Here is a 20638-nt window from a genome sequence, read left to right on the forward strand (position 1 = left end):
CACAAAAAGAATCAGGTTTAATCCTGATTCTTTTTTATCTATATTCTCAATTGCTTGGATTACATGATACCGAAGAAACGAGCTGCAATACCTACTGCAAAGAGAGCAAGGATGATTGCGATTGGTGATACTTTTTTCTTAAGCAACCACATGCAAAGGAAAGTAAGGAGAAGTCCCATCAATCCTGGAATTAATGAGTTCAACTGTCCTTGAAGTGTTTGTGGTTGAACGCTATCCAAGCTCAATCCGCTGAGTGCTTGACCAAGGATTCCCTTCAATTCTCCACCTGTTACAGCGCCTTCTGGGAAGTTGATATAAGCACCTTCTGCCAATTGTTTACCTGGAAGGTTCACAGTAAAGTTGATAGATACCCAACGTTGTACAAGAACGGCAAGGATGAACATACCAAGGATAGATGCTCCTTTGGTGATGTCTTTCAAGATACCACCAGACATGTCTTTAGTGATTTCAGATCCAGCTTTGTAACCGAACTCTTGTGTATACCATAGGAAGGCCATACGGATAGCATTCCATCCAAAGAAGAAGAGAAGAGGACCAACAATGTTACCAGATGCAGCAAGTGATGCACCAAGGGCTCCAAGGATAGGACGAACTGTAAACCAGAATACTGGGTCACCGATACCAGCAAGAGGTCCCATCATACCGATCTTAACCCCTTGGATAGCCGCGTCGTCGATTTCAACACCGTTAGCGCGCTCTTCTTCAAGTGCAAGAGTAACCCCCATGATTGGAGCAGCGACGTATGGGTGAGTGTTGAAGAATTCAAGGTGACGCTCAAGAGCAGCCGCTTGGTCTTCTTTTTTAGTGTACAATTTTTTGATAGCTGGGATTAAAGAGTAAGCCCAACCCAAGTTTTGCATACGTTCATAGTTCCAAGAACCTTGAAGGAATTGTGAACGCCACCAAACTTTTTGACGATCTGATTTTGATAATTGAATTTTTTCAGCCATGATTGATCCCCTTTCTAGTAGTCTTCTAGGATATCACCGATTGGGTCGTTAGAAGTCGCAGCTCCGCCGCCACCGTTTCCACCTTGTTTTGTAAGGTTAAGGTAGATGAAGGCAAGGGCAACACCGATGACACCAAGGGCAATCAAAGTCAATTGAGAGATTGCTGCAAGAGCAAAACCGATAGCGAAGAATGGCCATACTTCACGAGTTGCCATCATGTTGATAACCATAGCGTAACCAACGGCAACGACCATAGCACCACCAACAGCCATACCACCGTTCAACCAGTCTGGCATCAATTTAAGAGCATCTTGAACGGCAGAAGCTGGGATAGCGATAAGGAAGGCAGCAGGGATTGCAATACGAAGACCTTGAAGAAGAAGTGCAACAAAGTGAGCACGTTCAACAGCCGCAATATTTCCTTCTTTAGCAGCAGCGTCAGCAGTGTGAACCAAGGCAACTGAGATTGTACGAACAATCATAGTCAAGAAAAGTCCAGCTACGGCAAGAGGGATAGCTGTTGCCGTAGCAACGGCGATACCTTCAGTAGTAAAGTTACCACCTTTGATCAAGATGATTGCTGCAGCAACAGATGCAAGAGCAGCGTCAGGAGCTACGGCAGCTCCGATGTTTGCCCAACCAAGGGCGATCATTTGAAGAGATCCACCAAGCATAACCCCTGCTTCGAGGTTACCAGTTGCAAGTCCGATAAGGGTACATGCGACGATTGGTTGATGGAATTGGAATTGGTCGAGGATACCTTCAAGACCTGCAAGGAAGGCAACAACTACAACCAAGATAGCAGAAATGATTGAAATATCTGACATGGTTTTATTCCTTTTCTATTTAGTTTTAATAAAGTATTTAATCCTGTTTTCAAAAATGATAGAAACAGATTAACATTATTGAACGTTTGCTTTCTTAATCAAGTCAAACAAATCTTTTTTCGTGTCGTTTGGTACTTTACGTACGTCAAATTCAACACCGAGGTCACGCATTTTTTCAAAGGTTGCAACGTCTTCTTTGTCCATAGACAAAACGTTGTTGATCATTGTTTTACCTGTTGAGTGAGCCATAGAACCAACGTTAAGGGTCTTGATTGGCACGCCACCTTCGATAGCACGAAGTGCATCTTGTGGAGTTTCAAACAAGATAAGGGCATGAGTTTCGCCGAAACGTGGGTCTTTTGCAACGTCGATCAATTTCTGGATTGGGACAACGTTAGCTTTTACACCGTTAGGAGCTGCTTGTTTGATCAATTCTTTACGCAACTCGTCGTTTGCAACGTTGTCTGAAGCAACGATGATACGATCTGCTTTTGAATCTGGAGTCCAAGCAGTGGCAACCTGACCGTGAAGGAGACGAGTGTCTAGACGAGCAAGGTTGATTTTCAGTTTACCATCACCGATAACTGTTCCTTCTGGAATAGCAGCTTGGGCAACTGGAGCAGCTGCAGCAGTTGCAACTTCCTCAACTGGGTTAAGCGCTTCTGGAAGAGCCTTGATGCCATCTTTGGCTTCTTTAATGATATTCGCAGCGACTTTATCCACACCTGCATTCGCGTCCATAAGGCGCTCTGTGTAGGCTTGGATCAACATCGGCAAGTTCAGTCCTGTGATGATGGCAAACTTACGTTCTGGATTTTCTCCCATTACGCGGCTAGCTTGGTTGAATGGAGATCCACTCCAAAGGTCAGCCAATACTAGAACCTCATCTTCTGCGTCAAATGCAGCCACAGCGTTGTTGAATTTAGCGTAAAGGTCATCTGGACCTTCATTTGGCATAAAGGTTACAACTTGAACCTTTTCTTGTTCACCAAAGATCATAGATCCTGACTGATGAATACCCGCAGCAAATTCGCCGTGGCTCGCAATAATGATTCCGATACTCATTATTGTCATTCCTCCTTATAAAATGTTTGACTGTATGTTTAAGAAAACTTTAAGCCTAACTTTAAGTATAAACCGTTTTCATATAAAAATCAACTACTTTTTCTAAAAAGATGTAAAAGTTTTCATAAAATGACTTTTTAAAAATATTAATATATCAATAGTTTTGAGAGGTAAGTGAAAATGGCGATAGAAAATTTAATATAAAAATACAGAAAATAAGCCGCTTTAGTGAAAATAAAATGAAAACAAAAAGGAAAGATTGCGACCATGCAATCTTCCCTTTTATAAGAATAAATTTTGTAAAGCGCGGGCAACTCCATCTTCTTCGTTGGTCAGAGGAAGTTGTTCGTCTGCATATGGAAGAAGAGCAGGATTGGCGTTTTTCATAGCATATCCCTTGCCTGCAAATGCCAACATTTCAGTGTCATTATGCTCATCACCAAAGGCGATTAAGTCTTTTTTATCACGATTCATCACATTGAGCAAGTACTCTAGAGCAAAAGCCTTGTTTACACCCTTGGGAGTACACTCGAGGATGTTGAGGGGCCCGCCCCAGGTATTGATAGCTAGTTGGTGCTGATAAAAACGATTCATCTCGTCCGCTAAAGCGTATTTGTCTTCAGCCCTTGTTTGCAAGAGGATGCAGTTGGGATCTTTGGTTACTCGTTCAGGTTTGAATTGATTTTCTGGCCGGAAGTTCTCTACGCCAAATAGTTTAGGATCTGCAATTTCTTCATTCGGTGTCGTGATATAGAATTTTTTTCGATATTCTCCCGCAATAAAATCAGCCTGGATGTCCTCCGTGCGCTTGACCATGTCTAGGAGGTATTTTTTGTCCAAGGTCAGGCACTTTTCATGCTCCCAAGTCTGTCCTGGTAGATGGGTAAGGGAGCCGTTAAAGTTAATCATGGGAGTATGCAATTCTAGCTCACGATAGAAGTCTTTTGCCATACGATACGGACGGCCTGTCGTGATGATGACATGGTGTCCTTTTTCTGAAATTTTTTTGATCGTCTCTTTGGTGAAATCGGAGAGCTTGCTTTCATTATTTAGCAGGGTTCCGTCCAAATCGACTGCGATAATTTTTTTAGTCATATAAACCTTCCTAGTCGTTTCCAGATAAGATGTCTACTATTATATCAAAAAGAAGGAAGAAAAGCAGATAAGAACAAAAACTACAGTTGCTTTGATTTATTAAATAAATCAAACAAACATATTGAAAAGGTGAATGATAAATGATATAATACTAATATTGTTCGTAAAAAACAAAAGGAGATTAAAGATGGACAAACTATTTAAACTAAAAGAGCACGGGACAGATGTCCGTACAGAGGTGCTTGCTGGTTTAACAACATTCTTTGCAATGAGTTATATTCTCTTTGTAAACCCTCAAATGCTTTCCCAAACGGGTATGCCTGTTCAAGGTGTGTTCTTGGCAACGATTATCGGTTCTGTAGTCGGTACTTTGATGATGGCTTTCTATGCTAATTTGCCATACGCACAAGCACCAGGTATGGGACTAAATGCCTTCTTCACATTTACAGTTGTATTTGGGATGGGCTATACTTGGAAAGAAGCTCTTGGTATGGTCTTCATTTGTGGAATTATTTCACTGATTATTACCTTGACAAATGTTCGTAAAATGATCATCGAATCTATTCCAACAACACTTCGTTCAGCTATTTCGGCTGGTATTGGTGTTTTCCTTGCCTATGTTGGAATTAAGAATGCTGGTCTCTTGAAATTCTCAATCGATCCAGGTACTTATACGGTAGCAGGTGAAGGAGCGGACAAGGCTCAAGCTGCACTTACTGCAAACTCAGCAGCTGTTCCAGGCTTGGTAGACTTCAATACTCCAGCAGTATTGGTGGCTCTTGCTGGTTTGGCTATTACCATCTTCTTTGTTGTTAAAGGCATCAAGGGTGGAATCATTCTTTCTATTTTAACAACGACTGTCCTTGCCATTGCTGTTGGTGTTGTCAAATTATCAGGGATTGACTTTGCTAGCAACAATCTTTCAGCAGCGGTTAATGATTTAGGAACTTTGTTTGGTGCCGCTCTTGGTTCAGAAGGTTTAGGATCTTTGATTTCAAACACTTCACGTTTACCAGAAACCTTGATGGCTATTCTTGCTTTCTCATTGACGGATATTTTTGATACAATCGGTACTCTTATCGGTACTGGTGAAAAAGTTGGTATCGTTGCGACAAGTGGGGAAAACCATGAGTCAGTTAAATTGGACAAGGCTCTTTACTCTGACTTGGTGGCAACTTCAGTAGGTGCCATTGCAGGTACTTCAAACGTTACAACCTATGTTGAGTCTGCGGCGGGTATCGGCGCTGGTGGCCGTACTGGGTTGACAGCCCTAGTGGTTGCGATCTGTTTTGCTCTATCTAGCTTCTTTAGCCCACTTCTAGCGATTGTTCCTACAGCTGCAACAGCACCAATTTTGATTATTGTCGGAATCATGATGCTTTCTAACTTAAAAAATATCCCTTGGGATGATATGGCTGAAGCGGTTCCTGCCTTCTTCACATCTATCTTTATGGGATTCAGCTACTCTATCACACAAGGGATTGCTGTTGGTTTCTTGACATACACCTTGACAAAAGTTGTCAAAGGTCAAGCCAAGGATGTGCACGTAATGATTTGGATTTTGGATGCCTTGTTTATCCTTAACTATATCAGTATGGCGCTATAAATGGTATAATAGAAAAAGGGGAGTCTCCCCTTTTTCTTATAAGGAGGTACATCATGAAAGATAAGACGATTTGGCAAGAGGTTTTAAACAGAGGGAAATGGGTGCTCATCCTTTTGGTAGCTTTTGTTCTATCTCAATTTCCCATAGGACTTGCTTTGTTTTTAGCAAACAAACAGTTTCCGATTTTACAGTCAGGGCTCTTAGTAGGTGCTCTATCCATAGTCGTTTTGATTGTATTCATTATTGGTGCACGAAAAACACAACTTGCTACTTTTAATCTATCCTTTTTTAAGGCAAAAGACTTGGCTCGCTTGGTGCTGAGTTATCTAGTGATTTTTGCGACAAATCTCTTGGGTTCACTCCTGCTTCGACTAACAAATGAGGCAACAACCAATAACCAATCAATACTGAATGGTTTGGTTCAGAATAGTTCCTTGATTTCAACTTTCTTCCTACTAGTCTTGATTGCGCCGATTTGTGAAGAAATTTTGTGTCGTGGAATTATTCCAAAAAAGATCTTCCGTGGAAAAGAAAAACTTGGCTTTGTTGTTGGTGCAATCGTCTTTGCCTTGCTTCATATGCCAACCAATCTGCCTTCTGTGATTATTTATGGAGGGATGTCAACGGTTTTGACTTGGACAGCCTATAAGACTGAGCGTTTGGAGATGTCCATTTTGCTTCATATGATTCTCAATGGTATTGCATTTTGTTTGTTGGCCTTATTGGTGTTGATTAGTAGAAATCTAGGTCTATCATTCTAAACCATTAGCCCGCTTGGAAAAGATGAATACTAGCGTGTTCATCTTTTTCTTTTTATGGTAAAATAGAGAGATAATATGGTAAAGAACCTTAAGGAAGTGACCGATATGTCAAGTAAAGCTAATCATGCAAAGACAGCTATTTGCGGAATTATCAATGTGACACCAGATTCCTTTTCGGATGGTGGTCAGTTTTTTGCTCTTGAGCAGGCACTCCAGCAGGCTCGTAAATTGATAGCAGAAGGAGCGAGCATGCTAGATATCGGTGGAGAATCGACTCGACCGGGCAGTAGCTATGTTGAGATAGAAGAGGAAATCCAGCGTGTTGTTCCAGTGATTAAAGCTATCCGTGAGGAAAGTGATGTTCTCATTTCCATTGATACTTGGAAAAGTCAGGTGGCAGAGGCCGCCTTGGCTGCTGGTGCCAATCTGGTCAATGATATCACTGGTCTCATGGGAGATGAGAAAATGGCGGATGTGGTTGCTAAGGCTGGAGCAAAAGTGGTTATCATGTTTAATCCAGTCATGGTTCGTCCTCAGCACCCTAGTTCGCTCATATTTCCGCATTTTGGCTTTGGACAAGCTTTTACAGAAGAAGAGTTAGCTGGCTTTGAAAAAATGCCAATCAAAGACTTGATGAAGGCTTTCTTTGAACGAGCTCTAGCGAGAGCAGAGGAAGCTGGGATAGCAAGAGAAAATATTCTGCTGGATCCAGGGATTGGCTTTGGTCTGACCAAGAAGGAAAATCTACTCCTTCTACGGGATCTAGATAAACTACACCAGCAAGGCTATCCGATTTTTCTTGGAGTTTCGCGTAAGCGATTTGTCATTAATATCCTGGAGGAAAATGGCTTTGAAGTCAATCCTGAGACGGAAGTCGGTTTCCGAAATCGGGACACCGCTTCGGCTCATGTAACGACTATCGCTGCGAGACAGGGTGTAGAAGTGGTGCGCGTGCACGATGTAGCCAGTCACAGGATGGCGGTTGAAATTGCGTCAGCCATTCGTTTGGCAGATGATGCAGAAAATCTAGATTTAAAACAATATAAGTAATATGAACGAAATTGAAAACAATCAGTGGATTGCCCACTACCGGACGGACCAACCACATTTTGGTTTGGAACGAATGGTGGAACTCCTAGCTCTGCGGGGCAATCCCCATCTCAAACTTAAGGTCATCCATATTGGAGGGACCAATGGCAAGGGGTCTACCATTGCTTTTTTGAAAAAGATGCTGGAAAACCTAGGGCTGAGAGTTGGGGTGTTCAACTCGCCCTATCTTATTCATTATACGGATCAGATTAGCATTAATGGGGAATCCATTCCCGAGGCTAGGCTAGAAGCCCTCATGGCAGACTATCAGTCTTTGCTTGAGGGAGAATCGGCTGACAATTTGCAGGGAACAACCGAGTTTGAGATTATCACAGCTCTAGCTTATGATTACTTTGCCTCAGAGCAAGTAGATGTAGCCATCATGGAAGTCGGTATGGGTGGTCTTTTGGATAGTACTAATGTTTGCCAGCCAATTTTAACAGGAATTACGACCATTGGACTGGATCATGTGGCCCTACTTGGTGATACCTTGGAAGCCATAGCAGAGCAGAAAGCTGGTATTATCAAACAAGGTATTCCCTTGGTGACAGGTCATATTGTTCCTGAAGCCTTGACTGTGATAGACTCTATTGCAGAAGCTAAAAATGCGCCTAGACTTGCCTATGGAAAAGATTATCAGGTTCGTCATCAAGAAAGCGTGGTAGCGGGTGAAATCTTTGATTATACTAGTTCTGTCAGACAAGGTCGTTTTCAAACAGGTCTGCTTGGCTTGCACCAGATAGAAAATGCGGGGATGGCGCTTGCTCTCTTAGACACTTATTGTCAGGAGACTGGGCGAGAATTAGCAAGTAATGACTTGGTTGCTCAAGCTTTGAAAGAGACCAGATGGCCAGGGCGTTTGGAGGTCGTGTCTAGTGACCCCTTGATGATTTTAGATGGGGCCCACAATCCTCATGCTATCAAGGCTTTATTAGCAAACTTGCAAGAACGCTTTGCGGATTATCATAAGGAAATCCTCTTTACGTGTATTAAAACCAAGGCTTTGGAGGATATGCTGGATTTGCTAGAAACGGTGCCAGGTAGTCAATTGACTTTAACCCATTTTGACGATAGTCGGGCGACGGATGAAAGCGTGCTGAAAGAGACAGCCAAGTCTAGAAATCTCAATTACCAAAGTTGGCAGGATTTTCTAGAGCAGAAATTGACAGATAAAAATGAAGAGAAACAAACAGTTAGGATTATCACAGGTTCCTTGTATTTCTTGAGCCAAGTGAGAGCCTATCTGATGGAGAGGAAGAACGAGAATGGATACACAAAAAATTGAAGCAGCTGTAAAAATGATTATCGAGGCTGTTGGTGAGGACGCTAACCGCGAGGGCTTGCAGGAAACACCTGCTCGTGTAGCCCGTATGTACCAAGAGATTTTTTCAGGTCTTGGCCAAACTGCTGAGGAACACTTGTCAAAATCCTTTGAGATTATTGATGATAATATGGTGGTAGAAAAGGATATCTTTTTCCACACTATGTGTGAGCACCACTTTCTGCCTTTTTATGGGAGAGCGCACATTGCCTACATTCCAGATGGTCGTGTGGCAGGCCTGTCTAAGCTAGCCCGTACGGTTGAAGTTTATTCGAAAAAACCACAAATTCAAGAGCGGTTAAATATCGAAGTGGCCGATGCCTTGATGGACTATCTGGGGGCTAAGGGAGCCTTTGTTGTCATTGAGGCGGAACATATGTGTATGAGTATGCGTGGTGTTAGAAAGCCAGGCACGGCAACCTTGACGACAGTAGCTCGTGGTCTATTTGAAACAGATAAAGACCTCCGAGACCAGGCTTATCGTTTAATGGGACTATAAAAGAATCCGCTTTAAGCGGATTTTTCTAGAAAGGACTAGTTATGGATCAACTGCAGATTAAAGATTTGGAAATTTTTGCCTATCATGGTCTTTTCCCTAGTGAGAAGGAATTGGGGCAGAAGTTTGTTATTTCCGCAAGCTTATCTTATGATATGACCAAGGCGGCGACAGACTTGGATTTGACAGCTTCTGTCCATTACGGAGAATTGTGTCAGCAGTGGACGACTTGGTTTCAGGAAAGCACTGAGGATTTGATTGAAACGGTAGCCTACAAACTAGTAGAGCGTACCTTTGAGGCTTATCCTCTTGTCCAAGAAATTAAGCTGGAACTCAAAAAACCTTGGGCTCCAGTCCACTTACCACTTGATACCTGCTCAGTAACCATCCACCGTCGCAAGCAACGGGCCTTTATCGGCCTAGGAAGCAATATGGGCGATAAGCAAGCAAACTTGGAACAAGCTATTGACAAACTGCGAGCTCGCGGCATCCATATTCTCAAAGAATCCAGTGTTTTGACGACGGAGCCTTGGGGCGGTGTGGAGCAAGATAGTTTTGCCAATCAGGTGATTGAAGTAGAAACCTGGCTACCAGCACCAGTCTTGTTAGAAACATTATTAGCTATTGAGTCAGAAATGGGACGGGTTCGAGAGGTGCATTGGGGGCCTCGTTTGATTGATTTGGACCTACTCTTTGTGGAGGACCAGATCATTTACACAGACGAGCTCATCTTGCCTCATCCTTATATAGCAGAACGCCTCTTTGTTCTTGAGCCGTTAGTGGAAATAGCTCCCCATTTTATCCATCCGATCCTAAAGCAACCAATTCGTTACTTGGTTGACCAGTTGGAGCAAGGAAATGCCTAAGCTTTCCGAGACCTATAGCAAGTGGAAGAGTATCGGGGAGGGACTACTTGCTATTGTTTTAGGGCTTCTCTTGATCCGATTTGGACAAGTCATTCCGCGAATGGGGTACCAGTTGCTGATGGGCTATTTTTCCTTGTCAGCAGTTTGGCACTTGTTGACTCGCTGGTTTCAAGATAAAAAACGTCGGGAAAATATCTTTGTAACCTTGGGCAAGCTGGTGGTTGTGGCTCTCGTATTTGACTCTATCATCTTGCAAGACCTTGCCCTCTATCTCCTAGTCTTTATCATTGCGAGCTACCAGCTGTTTACGGGCATCATTAGTCTTGTGACTTGGTCTCTCTATCGAAAAAATGCCATTCATCCTCGGCTCCATCATCTCTTCGATGCTGTATGGATGATAGGATTCGGTCTTTATAGCATCTCTCCATTTCACGATGCAGCGAATTTTGAATTGCTCTTGCTTGGATTTTACTTGCTCATGCTAGGAGCCAGTAGCCTCCGGGACGGTTTCTTTTTTGAAAGGATAGAAAACAATCCCAAGCTGAAACGACGTATGCGAATGACTCTGCCGATCTTTGTGACGGCTCTGATTCCTATCAGCACCTTGCGCAAACTAAATGAGTGGCTGTCAAATCATGAAAGCCAAGAAGGGGAAGTTCATTCAGAAAGAAAAAATGATCAGACGGTTGATCTGGAAATTTTTGTCCATACCTCAGAAACCTCCTTCTTCCTTGCTATGGGACATGTGGATATTTGTTATCAAGGGACAGTTATTTCCTATGGTTCCTATGATCCCCGCTCGGAGCGTTTATTCGGTATGGTTGGAGATGGTGTTTTGTTTAAGGCTAATCGGGAAAAATACATCGAACTCTGCAAGAGGGAAAGTCAGAAGACCTTGTTTGCTTATGGTCTGAGTTTGACGGACCAACAGAAAACAGCTATCCAAGCTCGCCTAGCAGAGATAGAAGACCTGTTAATTCCTTGGGAACCAAGCTCGCAGTTGATGAAAAGAAGAGAGGGAGAGGTCAAGCATACCTACTCCTACCAACTGAAAGAGGAAGCAGATGCGACCCTCTATAAATTCAGCTCATCCGAGTTTAAGACCTACTTTGTTCTCAGTACCAATTGTGTCTTGCTGGCAGACTCTATCGTAGGAAAAGCTGGGACTGATATATTGAGTCCCCAAGGTTTCATTGTGCCAGGGACTTATCAGGATTACCTTGATTTAGAGTATACAAAACCCAATGGTCTAGTTGTTAGTCGATCCATTTATTAGAAAAAGAAAACTCTAGTTCCTCAGCAGTTTGCGCCGAGAAGCTAGAGTTTTTAAAATAGGTCATTTTCTTCTGGAAGGAGGATGGTTTCTCTGCCGTCCAAGTCTAAAACAAGGACCCTAGGAGGGTAAAGCGGATCAAAAGGATGATTGAAATCAAAATCGATGCTAGTCGGAAGATGCTGGCTAGAAAAATGGAAGGTGATGGTCCCCTTATTGTTGAGCAGTTGAAACTCAAGTTCTTCTTCTAATTCAAAGACATTTTTCAGGAAATGATCAATAATATACCATAAAGAGTCAATGACATCGTCAGGCAAGCTGGTCACGACGCCAAAACTAGCGGAACGTCTCTGTGTATTTGTAAAAGCCATGTTTTCATCCCCCTTTTATTTTCCTTATCATACAGCAAAATGTCTTAAAAATCAAGAAATCGTAATTGCTTTTTCAAAATGGGAATAAACTGTGAAATTTTTTCAAAGTTTCTCTAAAAAATACTTGAAAGTGTTTACAATAAGTGATAAAATGGAGTAAGTAGATGCGTGAAAGCGAAATTTTCATTATAGAAAGGAAACGGAATGAACACAGATGATACAGTAACGATTTATGACGTCGCCCGTGAAGCAGGAGTTTCAATGGCAACAGTTAGCCGTGTCGTTAATGGCAACAAGAATGTTAAAGAGAACACTCGAAAAAAAGTCCTAGAAGTGATTGATCGCTTGGACTATCGTCCAAATGCGGTAGCCCGTGGTTTAGCTAGCAAGAAAACAACGACAGTCGGAGTTGTGATTCCGAACATTACCAATGGTTATTTCTCAACACTTGCTAAGGGGATTGACGACATTGCTGAAATGTACAAGTATAACATTGTCCTTGCAAATAGTGATGAGGATGATGAAAAGGAAGTTTCAGTGGTCAACACTCTCTTTTCAAAACAAGTCGATGGGATTATCTTTATGGGCTATCACTTGACTGAAAAGATTCGTTCAGAGTTTTCTCGTTCACGGACACCGGTTGTTCTTGCTGGTACTGTGGATGTAGAACACCAACTTCCAAGTGTAAATATCGACTACAAACAAGCAACGATTGATGCCGTGAGCTATCTTCTCAAAGAAAACGAAAAGATTGCTTTTGTGAGTGGACCACTTGTTGATGATATCAATGGCAAGGTTCGTTTGATTGGTTATAAGGAAGCCTTGAAAAAAGCTGGACATTCTTATAGCGAGGGCTTGGTCTTCGAATCAAAATACAGCTATGACGATGGCTATGCCTTGGCAGAACGCTTGATTACATCACAAGCTACAGCCGCAGTTGTAACAGGTGATGAATTGGCAGCAGGTGTGTTGAATGGTTTAGCTGACCACGGTGTGTCTGTGCCAGAAGAGTTTGAAATCATTACGACAGATGACTCTCAGATTGCACGATTCACTCGTCCAAACTTGACAACTATTGCCCAACCTCTTTATGACTTAGGTGCTATCAGCATGCGTATGTTGACTAAGATTATGCATAAGGAAGAGTTGGAAGAACGTGAAGTTCTCTTGCCTCATGGTTTGACAGAACGTCGCTCTACACGAAAACGTAAATAGAAAAAATCAGGGAATCGTGAGATTTCCTGATTTTGTGTTCTAGAGAAGAGGATTAGCCTTCCATATAGTCTTTTAAGGCTTGTCCTTTTAGTCCAGCATTAAGGGCAATTAATAATTTGAGGCGCGCTTTTTGAGCGTTGAGTTCTTTGACAAAGAAAACACCAGCTTGTTGCAACTGCACTCCTCCACCTTGGTAGGCGTAGACAGGTTCAGCAATACCATTAAAGCATCGTGAGACCAAGGCGACTGGAATCCCTTTTTGGAGGAGATTTTCCAACTTTTGAGCTGTTTCTTTGGGAACATTGCCTGCTCCAAAAGCCTGAATGACTAAGCCATCCAGCTGTTCCAAGTCTAACATATCGATCAGCTCGTCTGTCATACCGGCATAGGCTGAGATGATGGGAACTAGACCTTGAATATGCTCAAGATCAAACCGGACACGAGGTTCAGCCGTTTTGAAGTAGAGGATTTCTTGCTTCATGATGAGGCCAAGTGGTCCATGTGTTGGGGTTTGAAAGGTGCTGACGTTGGTCGTATGAGTTTTGGTAACATACTTGGCTGCATGAATCTCGTCGTTCATGACGACCAGCACACCCTTGTCGGCTGCTTTATCATCGCTGGCAACTCGTAAAGCGCTCAGATAGTTATAAACACCGTCGCTACCAAGTTCGTTTGAACTACGCATGGCCCCGGTTAGAACGATGGGGATGGGCGGGATTTTCATGGTATCAAGGAAGTAGGCTGTTTCTTCTAAGGTATCTGTACCATGTGTGATGACAACTCCATCATAGTTATCAGCTTCCTCTTTAATCTTATGATAGAGTGCAAGCATATGCTTGGGTTTGATATGAGGGCTTGGCAGATTAAAAAAGTCTAGGGCATGAACCTCAATCCCTTCAAGCGGATTGGAAACATGGTTCATGGGATTGTCCTGACTAGTTACAACGGCACCAGTGGCGTCTGCTTGCATGGAAATAGTCCCACCTGTATGTAAAACAAGGATTTTCTTAGGCATGATTTAGTCACTCTTTCTGAAATGTGGTATAATCATTGTAACACAAAAGGGGAGAATGGGACAGGATGGAAGTCAAGGCTGTTTTTTTTGATATCGATGGAACGCTAGTCAACGATCGCAAGAGTGTTTTGAAATCCACTAAGGACGCGATTAAGATTGTCAAAGAGCAAGGAGTGCTTGTTGGAGTAGCGACAGGACGAGGGCCGTTTTTTGTCAAGGAATTGATGGAAGACTTGGACCTAGACTTTGCGGTGACCTACAATGGCCAATACATTTTTAATAAAGAAAAGGTGCTCTTTGCAAGTCCGATTGCTAAGTCAAGCCTGCGTCAACTGATTGCTTACGCTAAAAAGGAGCGTAAAGAAATCGCTCTTGGAACCGAGCATGCCGTTGTTGGTTCGAAGATTATGTCATTTGGTCTCGGCTCCTTTTCACAACTGGTTAGTCGTTTTATTCCGACTGTGCTGACAAGAACCGTTAGCCGTTCCTTTAATCGAATGGTTAGCAAGGCAGTTCCTCAAAAGGAAGACGACCTGCTTAACTTGATTAATCAACCCATTTATCAAGTTTTGATGCTGATGACGCCAGAGGAATCTGAGAAGGCAGCAGCTGATTTTGAAGATTTGAAATTAACTCGAAGCAATCCTTTTGCAGCAGATATCATCAACCAAGGAAATTCCAAACTAGAAGGCATTCGCCGAGTCGGGAAAGAATATGGATTTGATCTCAATCAAGTCATGGCCTTTGGTGATTCAGACAATGATCTAGAAATGTTGGCGGGTGTTGGGATGTCGGTTGCTATGGGAAATGGCAGTAGCAGTGTCAAAGAAGTCGCCAAGCATATTACGGCAAGTAATCAACAAGATGGTATCCACAAGGCGCTCGAGCACTTTGGTGTTTTGGCTTCAGAAAAAGTGTTTGTCAGTCGAGACTATCACTTTAATAAGGTCAAAACCTTCCACCACATGATGGATGAACGAACTCAAGAAGAGCCACAGGCATGGGATGCTGAAGGTGCAACCCACCGAGCAGATTTTAAAATTGAAGAATTAGTAGAGTTTGTTCGCGCAGCAAGTTCTTCGGAGGAAGAATTTCAAAACTCCCTTGCAAGCATGCATGAGGCACTTGATAAGGCGGCAGAGAAAGTGGCGAAAAAGACGCCTGCTAAGCAAAATCTGGTCGGTCAAGTGGATGCTTTGATTGACACACTGTATTTTACATACGGTAGTTTTGTTTTGATGGGAGTAGATCCAGAACGTATCTTTGACATTGTTCATGAGGCAAATATGGGGAAGGTTTTCCCTGATGGGAAAGCTCATTTTGATCCAGTTACACACAAGATTTTAAAACCAGAAGACTGGGAAGAAAAATATGCTCCAGAACCTGCCATCCGACAGGAACTACAACGTCAGTTTAAAGCTTATGAGCGACATAAAGAAAGAAAAAATAAAAAATAAGAGAAATTTCTTTTCCCTGGATGAAAAATTCGGGGATTTTTTGAGCTGAAAAACCGAACAATTTTATATATATCACTAATTATTATTAGCATATTTATACTAGAAAAAGAAAAGAAAAAATGAAAAGATAGTGAAAATAAAACAACGGGAAATTACATTGCTTACAAAGAATAGTTGAAAAGCTAGATACATTACTAATATATCTAGCTTTTCTTTTGAAAGAATATCAAAAAAAAGACAAGTCAAATTATTTGATATTTGAAAGTTGCTGTGTTAGAATAAATTAAGAAAGCGAATAAATATAAAATCCTCATGCCGCTATAATATGCTCTTTTTAAAGACAGAAAGTCAACTTGTTTATTTCAGGCCTGTTAACAAGTTGATGTGAGGAGTTCACTCTAGCTTTGAGGTTTAGTTATAAAATTGTGCACAATTGCTTTCCAAATTTTTATTATTTTAATTTTCAAGTTTAAAAATTAAAGAATTAAGAGGTTGAAATGAAGAAAAAATATACCTATTTGACAGCTTCTGTTTTAACAGCTGTAACAATGCTTCCAACTTTTGCACCAAGTGAAGCTCACGCTGCTTACAATTGGAATGGAAATAATAGTTACTATACAAGAACTAGCCGCCGTTCAAGCAATCGTACTTCTAACCGTACTACTGCAAATCGTAGCCGCACATCAAACTATACTGTAAGAAGTTATGGCTACAACAGTTATTACCCAAGCTATAACTATGGCTACAATAGCTACTATCCAAGCTATAACTATGGATATGGTAGCTATTACCCAAGTTACAACTACGGTTACAATAATTGGAATAACTACTATGGCTATGGCAACATTAGCAACTACTATGGTTATAACTATTGGAATAATTACAACAACCTTGCTAGCGATGAAAACTATATTTACTGGAATGGCAATCACTACTACCGTATGAACGATGGTAGCTTCCGTATTTATCGTAACGGTCAGTGGAAACCTTTGACAAACAATAGTAATAACAACTCATCTACTAACAACTTGGAAAACGATCCTCACTATCGTTACGAAAATGGGTACCATTACTATGTATTGGACAATGGTGATTATTACTACTACCAAAATGGTAAGTGGGTATTGGTGAAAGATTCTGCTGATACAACACTAGCACAACCGGCAACACCTGCTGAACCAAAACCAGAACAACCAACAACTCCGGTTGAGCCAGCACAACCAAGTCAACCTGAAGTTCCTGCTCCAACACCAGCAGAACCAGAGACTCCAACACCAGCACCTAGTGATAAACCTGAAGAGCCGACAACACCAACTGAGCCACAACCAGCACAACCAGCAACTCCAAGTGTTGACCTACCAGAAAATCCACCAATTAATGGTGCTGATAGTGAATTTGATCCATTCAAGCCATCAACAGAAACGCCAGTAGAACCAAAACCAGAAACACCAGCAACTCCAGCTATCCCAACAACACCAGGTTTGGTAACGACTGATGAACCAAGTGAAAACCAAATCCCTGATTATGTTGAAAAACCAGCTGAAGGATTGGAACACTTGGCTTGGGCACCAAATGGACACACTCCAAAATTGGTTTACCCACCAGGTAAACCAGGTGATGCAGTCCTCAAGAATGATAAAAACTACTACTTCGACGGTAGTGCACATTACTACTATGTACCATCTAACTCAGAGCGTACAGGTTACTCAGCATACTGGAAGTGGCTTGGAGGAAAATGGAAACTTCAAGGGATGACTGATCCAAACGATCCAGCTCGTGATCCAAAACTTCACGAAAACACTGCTGATGACGAGTACATGTACAGTGACAAGAACTCTAGCGTGAAACTTTACTCAACTAACTTGGTAACGACTGCTAAAGCAGGTCAAGCATTGCCATTCAAGAATGTTGAAGAGTTCAAAAACTATGTCATCGAAAAAATGAATCCTAAGTTCCTTGATAACTCTGGTTGGGATGCTAAAGTTGAGTGGGAAATCGAAGATCCAGAAATCTTTGAGAAGACGAAAGAAAACCCATACGCTAAGGACTATGTCTTGATTGCAAATCTCAAGAGTGGTGTCGAAGACAAGAAATACAGTGATGTAGAATTTGGTTATGTGAAGTTTGTTTACCGTGTTGAAGCAACAAACGATACAAACTATGACTATGTTTCAAAAGCGAAAGAAGCTTTCGCTAAAATCAATGAGACTCGTAAAGCTCAAGGATTGAAAGAATTGACTTGGTCTGAAGACATTTATCAAAATCAAGCACTTCCGAAAGTAAATGAAATTTCACGTCAATACGATAGCACAGGCTTTGTAGGACGTCGTGATGAAGATGCTGCTGTTGTCGTTAAGAAATGGGCAAACAGTGGTTTGAGAGACTTGCTTCTCGATCCGAATGTCACTGAAGGAGCTGTAGCAGCAGTAGTTGATGGAAACGGTGTATACTACTGGGCATACAGTTACAAATAATTCAATCCTTTGAGATTGACTACTTTCTAAATAAGATAGAGGCTTTAAACAATTGTTTAAAGCCTTTTTGTGACCCAATCAGGACAAACAAAAAGGAGCCCAAGGCTCCCTTTTTTTAATGATTACAATGTTTTTTCTCTTTCTCTCACGACTAGCAAATCGACTTTTGCATGGCGAAGAATATACTCAGATGAAGAGCCAACTAAGAGGCGTTCAAAGGCATTGAGCCCTGTTGCACCAACGAGAATCAGGTCAACATTTTCTGCGTCTGGAATAGTACGGGCAAGGAGGGTTTTTGGATTTCCCATTTCGATGACGATGTGAATATCGGTCACACCAGCATCTCTTGCGCGCTTTTCGTACTCCTTCATCAGACTTTCAGCATCGACTTGGAGTTCTTCGTAAACTTCAGCATCAAAGGTAGACACGCTTTGAAGAGCGCGTGTGTCGATAACATGGGCAATGGTGAGCTTGGATTCGTTGCGTAGAGCAGTGTAAACACCTTTGACGAAAGCCAAGTCTGCTTCTTTTGAACCATCAATTGCGACCATAACATTTTGGTAACGTTGTGCCATAATGAAACCTCCTGAAATTTTCTTACTGTTATTGTAACCCTTTTCACTAAAGAAGTAAAGTAAAAATCATATTTCAATAAATATTATTGGAGATTCAATTTGGTGGAGATATGTTAAAATAAAAGAAAACGAGCTAGTAGGAAACACAGCGAGGGGATGAGAAAGTATGAAAGATTTTGTTCAAGCTTCTAAAAAAATAAGTTTTCTTTATCATGGAATTATCCTTGCGTCACTTGTAGGTGAAGTAGTGATGCTTTGGCAGCTGGAAAGAGTCATGCCCGTTCTCTATCCAGGTTTTGTTGGATTTCTTTTCTTTCACCTAGTCTACCACATCATTTTATTTGTGATTGCAAAGAGAAGTTGTCGCTTGGACTATTTGGTCACGTGGGGGCTCTTTCTCATGTTTAATCTTTTGTATGATTCTTTTATAGCGCTGATCTTTCTAGGTTTGTCTTTTGGTATGTGAGAAAATGCTTCTGTATTCTAGTTGTTTAGACGGTGAAAACCTAGTCGTTGTGAGTTTTTTTCTTTGCTTGCTCATTTCAGGAAACTTGTCGCAATCCCTTTCTAGTGGTATAATGTTACTATCTCGATGAATTGAGGAAACAAGATGAAAGAATATAACAAGTCTAGTAAGTTAGAGCACGTTGCCTATGATATCCGTGGCCCTGTTTTGGAAGAAGCTATGCGGATGCGAGCAAACGGAGAAAAGATTTTACGTCTGAATACAGGGAATCCAGCAGAATTTGGCTTTACAGCGCCAGACGAGGTCATTCATGACTTGATTATGAATGCGCGTGATAGTGAGGGATATTCTGATTCCAAAGGGATTTTCTCAGCCCGCAAGGCCATCATGCAGTATTGCCAACTGAAGAAATTTCCCAATGTAGACATTGATGATATCTACCTCGGAAATGGTGTCAGTGAGCTGATTGTTATGTCCATGCAAGGGCTTTTGGATAATGGCGATGAGGTCTTGGTGCCTATGCCAGACTATCCTCTCTGGACAGCCGCGGTCAGCCTAGCTGGGGGAAATGCCGTTCACTATATCTGTGATGAAGCTGCAGAATGGTACCCAGATATTGACGATATTAAGTCAAAAATTACTTCTAATACCAAGGCAATCGTCCTTATCAATCCAAATAACCCAACTGGAGCCCTTTATCCTAAGGAACTCTTGTTGGAGATTATTGAGATTGCCCGTCAAAACGATTTGATCATCTTTGCGGATGAGATTTATGACCGCATGGTGATGGATGGGCATGTGCATACGCCTGTGGCGAGCTTGGCACCTGATGTTTTCTGTGTCAGCATGAATGGTTTGTCAAAATCTCACCGTATCGCTGGTTTCCGTGTAGGATGGATGGTCTTGTCTGGTCCTAAGCACCATGTCAAGGGCTATATCGAAGGTCTCAATATGCTGTCCAATATGCGTCTTTGCTCTAACGTTTTGGCCCAGCAAGTCGTACAAACTTCACTAGGTGGGCACCAGTCAGTGGATGAATTGCTCCTTCCTGGTGGACGGATTTACGAGCAAAGAAACTTCATTTACAATGCCATCCAAGATATTCCAGGTTTGTCTGCGGTCAAGCCAAAGGCGGGTCTTTATATCTTCCCTAAAATTGACCGAAATATGTACCGCATCGATGATGATGAACAGTTCGTTCTTGATTTTTTGAAGCAGGAAAAGGTTCTCTTGGTTCATGGTCGTGGTTTTAACTGGAAGGAACCAGACCATTTCCGTATCGTTTACCTTCCTCGTGTGGACGAATTAGCGCAAATCCAAGAAAAGATGACACGTTTCTTGAGCCAGTATCGTAGATAAGGCTTTCATTGGAAAAGCAGGAAACATTTCCTTAGAGCTATTGACAAATAGGTAAGAATCAGATAGAATAGTAAAGTATGTTTAGTAACTGATCACTTTATAGCCGGCTAAACGAATACAAAATCTATGAGGAGGTATTCATCGTGAAACGTACTTATCAACCAAGTAAACTTCGTCGTGCGCGCAAACACGGATTCCGTAACCGTATGTCAACTAAAAACGGTCGTCGCGTATTGGCAGCTCGTCGTCGTAAAGGACGCAAAGTTTTGGCTGCATAATCCAAACGAATTCAACAAAGAAGTCAGTAGGAACTCGAGTCTACTGGCTTTTCTTTTT

Annotated in this window: 20 protein-coding genes; 13 read left to right on the top strand and 7 right to left on the bottom strand. The window is 41.9% G+C overall.

What is annotated here, in order from left to right; translation table 11 throughout:
- Positions 1 to 59 precede the first annotated feature (59 nt).
- The 4 genes from A6J84_RS08860 to A6J84_RS08875 all read right to left on the bottom strand — a co-directional run bounded on the left by A6J84_RS08860 (position 60) and on the right by A6J84_RS08875 (position 3958).
- Positions 60 to 971, bottom strand: coding sequence for a PTS system mannose/fructose/sorbose family transporter subunit IID (locus tag A6J84_RS08860; RefSeq protein ID WP_000818316.1), 912 nt, complete (start codon positions 969 to 971; stop codon positions 60 to 62).
- A 14-nt stretch (positions 972 to 985) separates the two neighbouring features.
- Positions 986 to 1798: a PTS mannose/fructose/sorbose transporter subunit IIC gene (locus A6J84_RS08865; RefSeq protein WP_001280321.1), complete on the bottom strand. Its 813-nt coding sequence runs from the start codon at positions 1796 to 1798 to the stop codon at positions 986 to 988.
- 75 nt (positions 1799 to 1873) lie between these two features.
- On the bottom strand, positions 1874 to 2863 hold the full coding sequence (locus A6J84_RS08870; protein WP_020901963.1) for a PTS sugar transporter subunit IIB: 990 nt from the start codon (positions 2861 to 2863) through the stop codon (positions 1874 to 1876).
- A 282-nt stretch (positions 2864 to 3145) separates the two neighbouring features.
- Positions 3146 to 3958: a Cof-type HAD-IIB family hydrolase gene (locus A6J84_RS08875; RefSeq protein ID WP_000162337.1), complete on the bottom strand. Its 813-nt coding sequence runs from the start codon at positions 3956 to 3958 to the stop codon at positions 3146 to 3148.
- Positions 3959 to 4145: 187 nt separating this feature from the next.
- Between A6J84_RS08875 and A6J84_RS08880 the strand changes: the two genes are divergently transcribed.
- The 7 genes from A6J84_RS08880 (at position 4146) to A6J84_RS08910 (ending at position 11373) form a co-directional block, all read left to right on the top strand.
- Positions 4146 to 5564 (top strand): NCS2 family permease, encoded by a 1419-nt coding sequence (locus A6J84_RS08880; RefSeq protein WP_000359242.1) that lies wholly within the window; start codon positions 4146 to 4148, stop codon positions 5562 to 5564.
- A 53-nt stretch (positions 5565 to 5617) separates the two neighbouring features.
- Positions 5618 to 6325: a CPBP family intramembrane glutamic endopeptidase gene (locus A6J84_RS08885; RefSeq protein ID WP_000653642.1), complete on the top strand. Its 708-nt coding sequence runs from the start codon at positions 5618 to 5620 to the stop codon at positions 6323 to 6325.
- Between the two features lie 75 nt (positions 6326 to 6400).
- Positions 6401 to 7375, top strand: a complete 975-nt coding sequence (folP, locus tag A6J84_RS08890) for a dihydropteroate synthase (RefSeq protein WP_193756713.1) — start codon at positions 6401 to 6403, stop codon at positions 7373 to 7375.
- 1 nt (position 7376) lies between these two features.
- Positions 7377 to 8699, top strand: a complete 1323-nt coding sequence (locus tag A6J84_RS08895; protein WP_095726417.1) for a bifunctional folylpolyglutamate synthase/dihydrofolate synthase — start codon at positions 7377 to 7379, stop codon at positions 8697 to 8699.
- Positions 8680 to 9234, top strand: a complete 555-nt coding sequence (gene folE, locus A6J84_RS08900; RefSeq protein ID WP_000380916.1) for a GTP cyclohydrolase I FolE — start codon at positions 8680 to 8682, stop codon at positions 9232 to 9234. Before A6J84_RS08895 ends, folE begins: the two co-directional genes overlap by 20 nt.
- A gap of 41 nt (positions 9235 to 9275) precedes the next feature.
- Positions 9276 to 10097 carry a 2-amino-4-hydroxy-6-hydroxymethyldihydropteridine diphosphokinase gene (folK, locus tag A6J84_RS08905; protein ID WP_095726418.1) on the top strand — a complete coding sequence of 274 codons (822 nt, stop codon included), beginning with the start codon at positions 9276 to 9278 and terminating at the stop codon, positions 10095 to 10097.
- Positions 10090 to 11373 (top strand): hypothetical protein, encoded by a 1284-nt coding sequence (locus A6J84_RS08910; RefSeq protein WP_095726419.1) that lies wholly within the window; start codon positions 10090 to 10092, stop codon positions 11371 to 11373. Before folK ends, A6J84_RS08910 begins: the two co-directional genes overlap by 8 nt.
- 50 nt (positions 11374 to 11423) lie before the next feature.
- Here A6J84_RS08910 and A6J84_RS08915 read toward each other — a convergent pair whose 3' ends face one another.
- Positions 11424 to 11741, bottom strand: coding sequence for a DUF960 domain-containing protein (locus tag A6J84_RS08915; RefSeq protein WP_000886045.1), 318 nt, complete (start codon positions 11739 to 11741; stop codon positions 11424 to 11426).
- 204 nt (positions 11742 to 11945) lie between these two features.
- Between A6J84_RS08915 and ccpA the strand changes: the two genes are divergently transcribed.
- Positions 11946 to 12956: a catabolite control protein A gene (gene ccpA, locus A6J84_RS08920; RefSeq protein ID WP_095726420.1), complete on the top strand. Its 1011-nt coding sequence runs from the start codon at positions 11946 to 11948 to the stop codon at positions 12954 to 12956.
- Between the two features lie 52 nt (positions 12957 to 13008).
- On the opposite strand, the gene A6J84_RS08925 is transcribed toward ccpA, so the two are convergent.
- On the bottom strand, positions 13009 to 13971 hold the full coding sequence (locus A6J84_RS08925; RefSeq protein WP_084868690.1) for an asparaginase: 963 nt from the start codon (positions 13969 to 13971) through the stop codon (positions 13009 to 13011).
- Between the two features lie 65 nt (positions 13972 to 14036).
- On the opposite strand from A6J84_RS08925, the gene A6J84_RS08930 reads away from it, so the two are divergent.
- Positions 14037 to 15428, top strand: coding sequence for a Cof-type HAD-IIB family hydrolase (locus tag A6J84_RS08930; protein WP_084856762.1), 1392 nt, complete (start codon positions 14037 to 14039; stop codon positions 15426 to 15428).
- Positions 15429 to 15925: 497 nt separating this feature from the next.
- Positions 15926 to 17902: a CAP domain-containing protein gene (locus tag A6J84_RS08935; protein ID WP_095726421.1), complete on the top strand. Its 1977-nt coding sequence runs from the start codon at positions 15926 to 15928 to the stop codon at positions 17900 to 17902.
- Between the two features lie 122 nt (positions 17903 to 18024).
- Here A6J84_RS08935 and A6J84_RS08940 read toward each other — a convergent pair whose 3' ends face one another.
- On the bottom strand, positions 18025 to 18477 hold the full coding sequence (locus A6J84_RS08940) for a universal stress protein (protein ID WP_000079161.1): 453 nt from the start codon (positions 18475 to 18477) through the stop codon (positions 18025 to 18027).
- A 166-nt stretch (positions 18478 to 18643) separates the two neighbouring features.
- On the opposite strand from A6J84_RS08940, the gene A6J84_RS08945 reads away from it, so the two are divergent.
- From A6J84_RS08945 to rpmH, 3 genes are all read left to right on the top strand, one after another.
- Positions 18644 to 18943, top strand: coding sequence for a hypothetical protein (locus A6J84_RS08945; protein WP_000651410.1), 300 nt, complete (start codon positions 18644 to 18646; stop codon positions 18941 to 18943).
- 144 nt (positions 18944 to 19087) lie between these two features.
- Positions 19088 to 20302: a pyridoxal phosphate-dependent aminotransferase gene (locus A6J84_RS08950; RefSeq protein ID WP_000666454.1), complete on the top strand. Its 1215-nt coding sequence runs from the start codon at positions 19088 to 19090 to the stop codon at positions 20300 to 20302.
- Between the two features lie 143 nt (positions 20303 to 20445).
- Complete coding sequence (gene rpmH, locus A6J84_RS08955; protein WP_000831905.1) at positions 20446 to 20580, top strand: 50S ribosomal protein L34; 135 nt, start codon at positions 20446 to 20448, stop codon at positions 20578 to 20580.
- The last annotated feature ends 58 nt before the right edge of the window (positions 20581 to 20638 follow it).

Origin of the sequence: Streptococcus sp. FDAARGOS_256 (assembly GCF_002289235.2) — a bacterium.
Classification (GTDB): Bacteria; Bacillota; Bacilli; order Lactobacillales; family Streptococcaceae; genus Streptococcus.

Coding starts and splice junctions, on each gene's coding strand:
- A6J84_RS08860 (WP_000818316.1), bottom strand. CDS start 971: ATGGCTGAAAAAATTCAATTATCAAAATCAGATCGTCAAAAAGTTTGG.
- A6J84_RS08865 (WP_001280321.1), bottom strand. CDS start 1,798: ATGTCAGATATTTCAATCATTTCTGCTATCTTGGTTGTAGTTGTTGCC.
- A6J84_RS08870 (WP_020901963.1), bottom strand. CDS start 2,863: ATGAGTATCGGAATCATTATTGCGAGCCACGGCGAATTTGCTGCGGGT.
- A6J84_RS08875 (WP_000162337.1), bottom strand. CDS start 3,958: ATGACTAAAAAAATTATCGCAGTCGATTTGGACGGAACCCTGCTAAAT.
- A6J84_RS08880 (WP_000359242.1), top strand. CDS start 4,146: ATGGACAAACTATTTAAACTAAAAGAGCACGGGACAGATGTCCGTACA.
- A6J84_RS08885 (WP_000653642.1), top strand. CDS start 5,618: ATGAAAGATAAGACGATTTGGCAAGAGGTTTTAAACAGAGGGAAATGG.
- folP (WP_193756713.1), top strand. CDS start 6,401: ATGGTAAAGAACCTTAAGGAAGTGACCGATATGTCAAGTAAAGCTAAT.
- A6J84_RS08895 (WP_095726417.1), top strand. CDS start 7,377: ATGAACGAAATTGAAAACAATCAGTGGATTGCCCACTACCGGACGGAC.
- folE (WP_000380916.1), top strand. CDS start 8,680: ATGGATACACAAAAAATTGAAGCAGCTGTAAAAATGATTATCGAGGCT.
- folK (WP_095726418.1), top strand. CDS start 9,276: ATGGATCAACTGCAGATTAAAGATTTGGAAATTTTTGCCTATCATGGT.
- A6J84_RS08910 (WP_095726419.1), top strand. CDS start 10,090: ATGCCTAAGCTTTCCGAGACCTATAGCAAGTGGAAGAGTATCGGGGAG.
- A6J84_RS08915 (WP_000886045.1), bottom strand. CDS start 11,741: ATGGCTTTTACAAATACACAGAGACGTTCCGCTAGTTTTGGCGTCGTG.
- ccpA (WP_095726420.1), top strand. CDS start 11,946: ATGAACACAGATGATACAGTAACGATTTATGACGTCGCCCGTGAAGCA.
- A6J84_RS08925 (WP_084868690.1), bottom strand. CDS start 13,971: ATGCCTAAGAAAATCCTTGTTTTACATACAGGTGGGACTATTTCCATG.
- A6J84_RS08930 (WP_084856762.1), top strand. CDS start 14,037: ATGGAAGTCAAGGCTGTTTTTTTTGATATCGATGGAACGCTAGTCAAC.
- A6J84_RS08935 (WP_095726421.1), top strand. CDS start 15,926: ATGAAGAAAAAATATACCTATTTGACAGCTTCTGTTTTAACAGCTGTA.
- A6J84_RS08940 (WP_000079161.1), bottom strand. CDS start 18,477: ATGGCACAACGTTACCAAAATGTTATGGTCGCAATTGATGGTTCAAAA.
- A6J84_RS08945 (WP_000651410.1), top strand. CDS start 18,644: ATGAAAGATTTTGTTCAAGCTTCTAAAAAAATAAGTTTTCTTTATCAT.
- A6J84_RS08950 (WP_000666454.1), top strand. CDS start 19,088: ATGAAAGAATATAACAAGTCTAGTAAGTTAGAGCACGTTGCCTATGAT.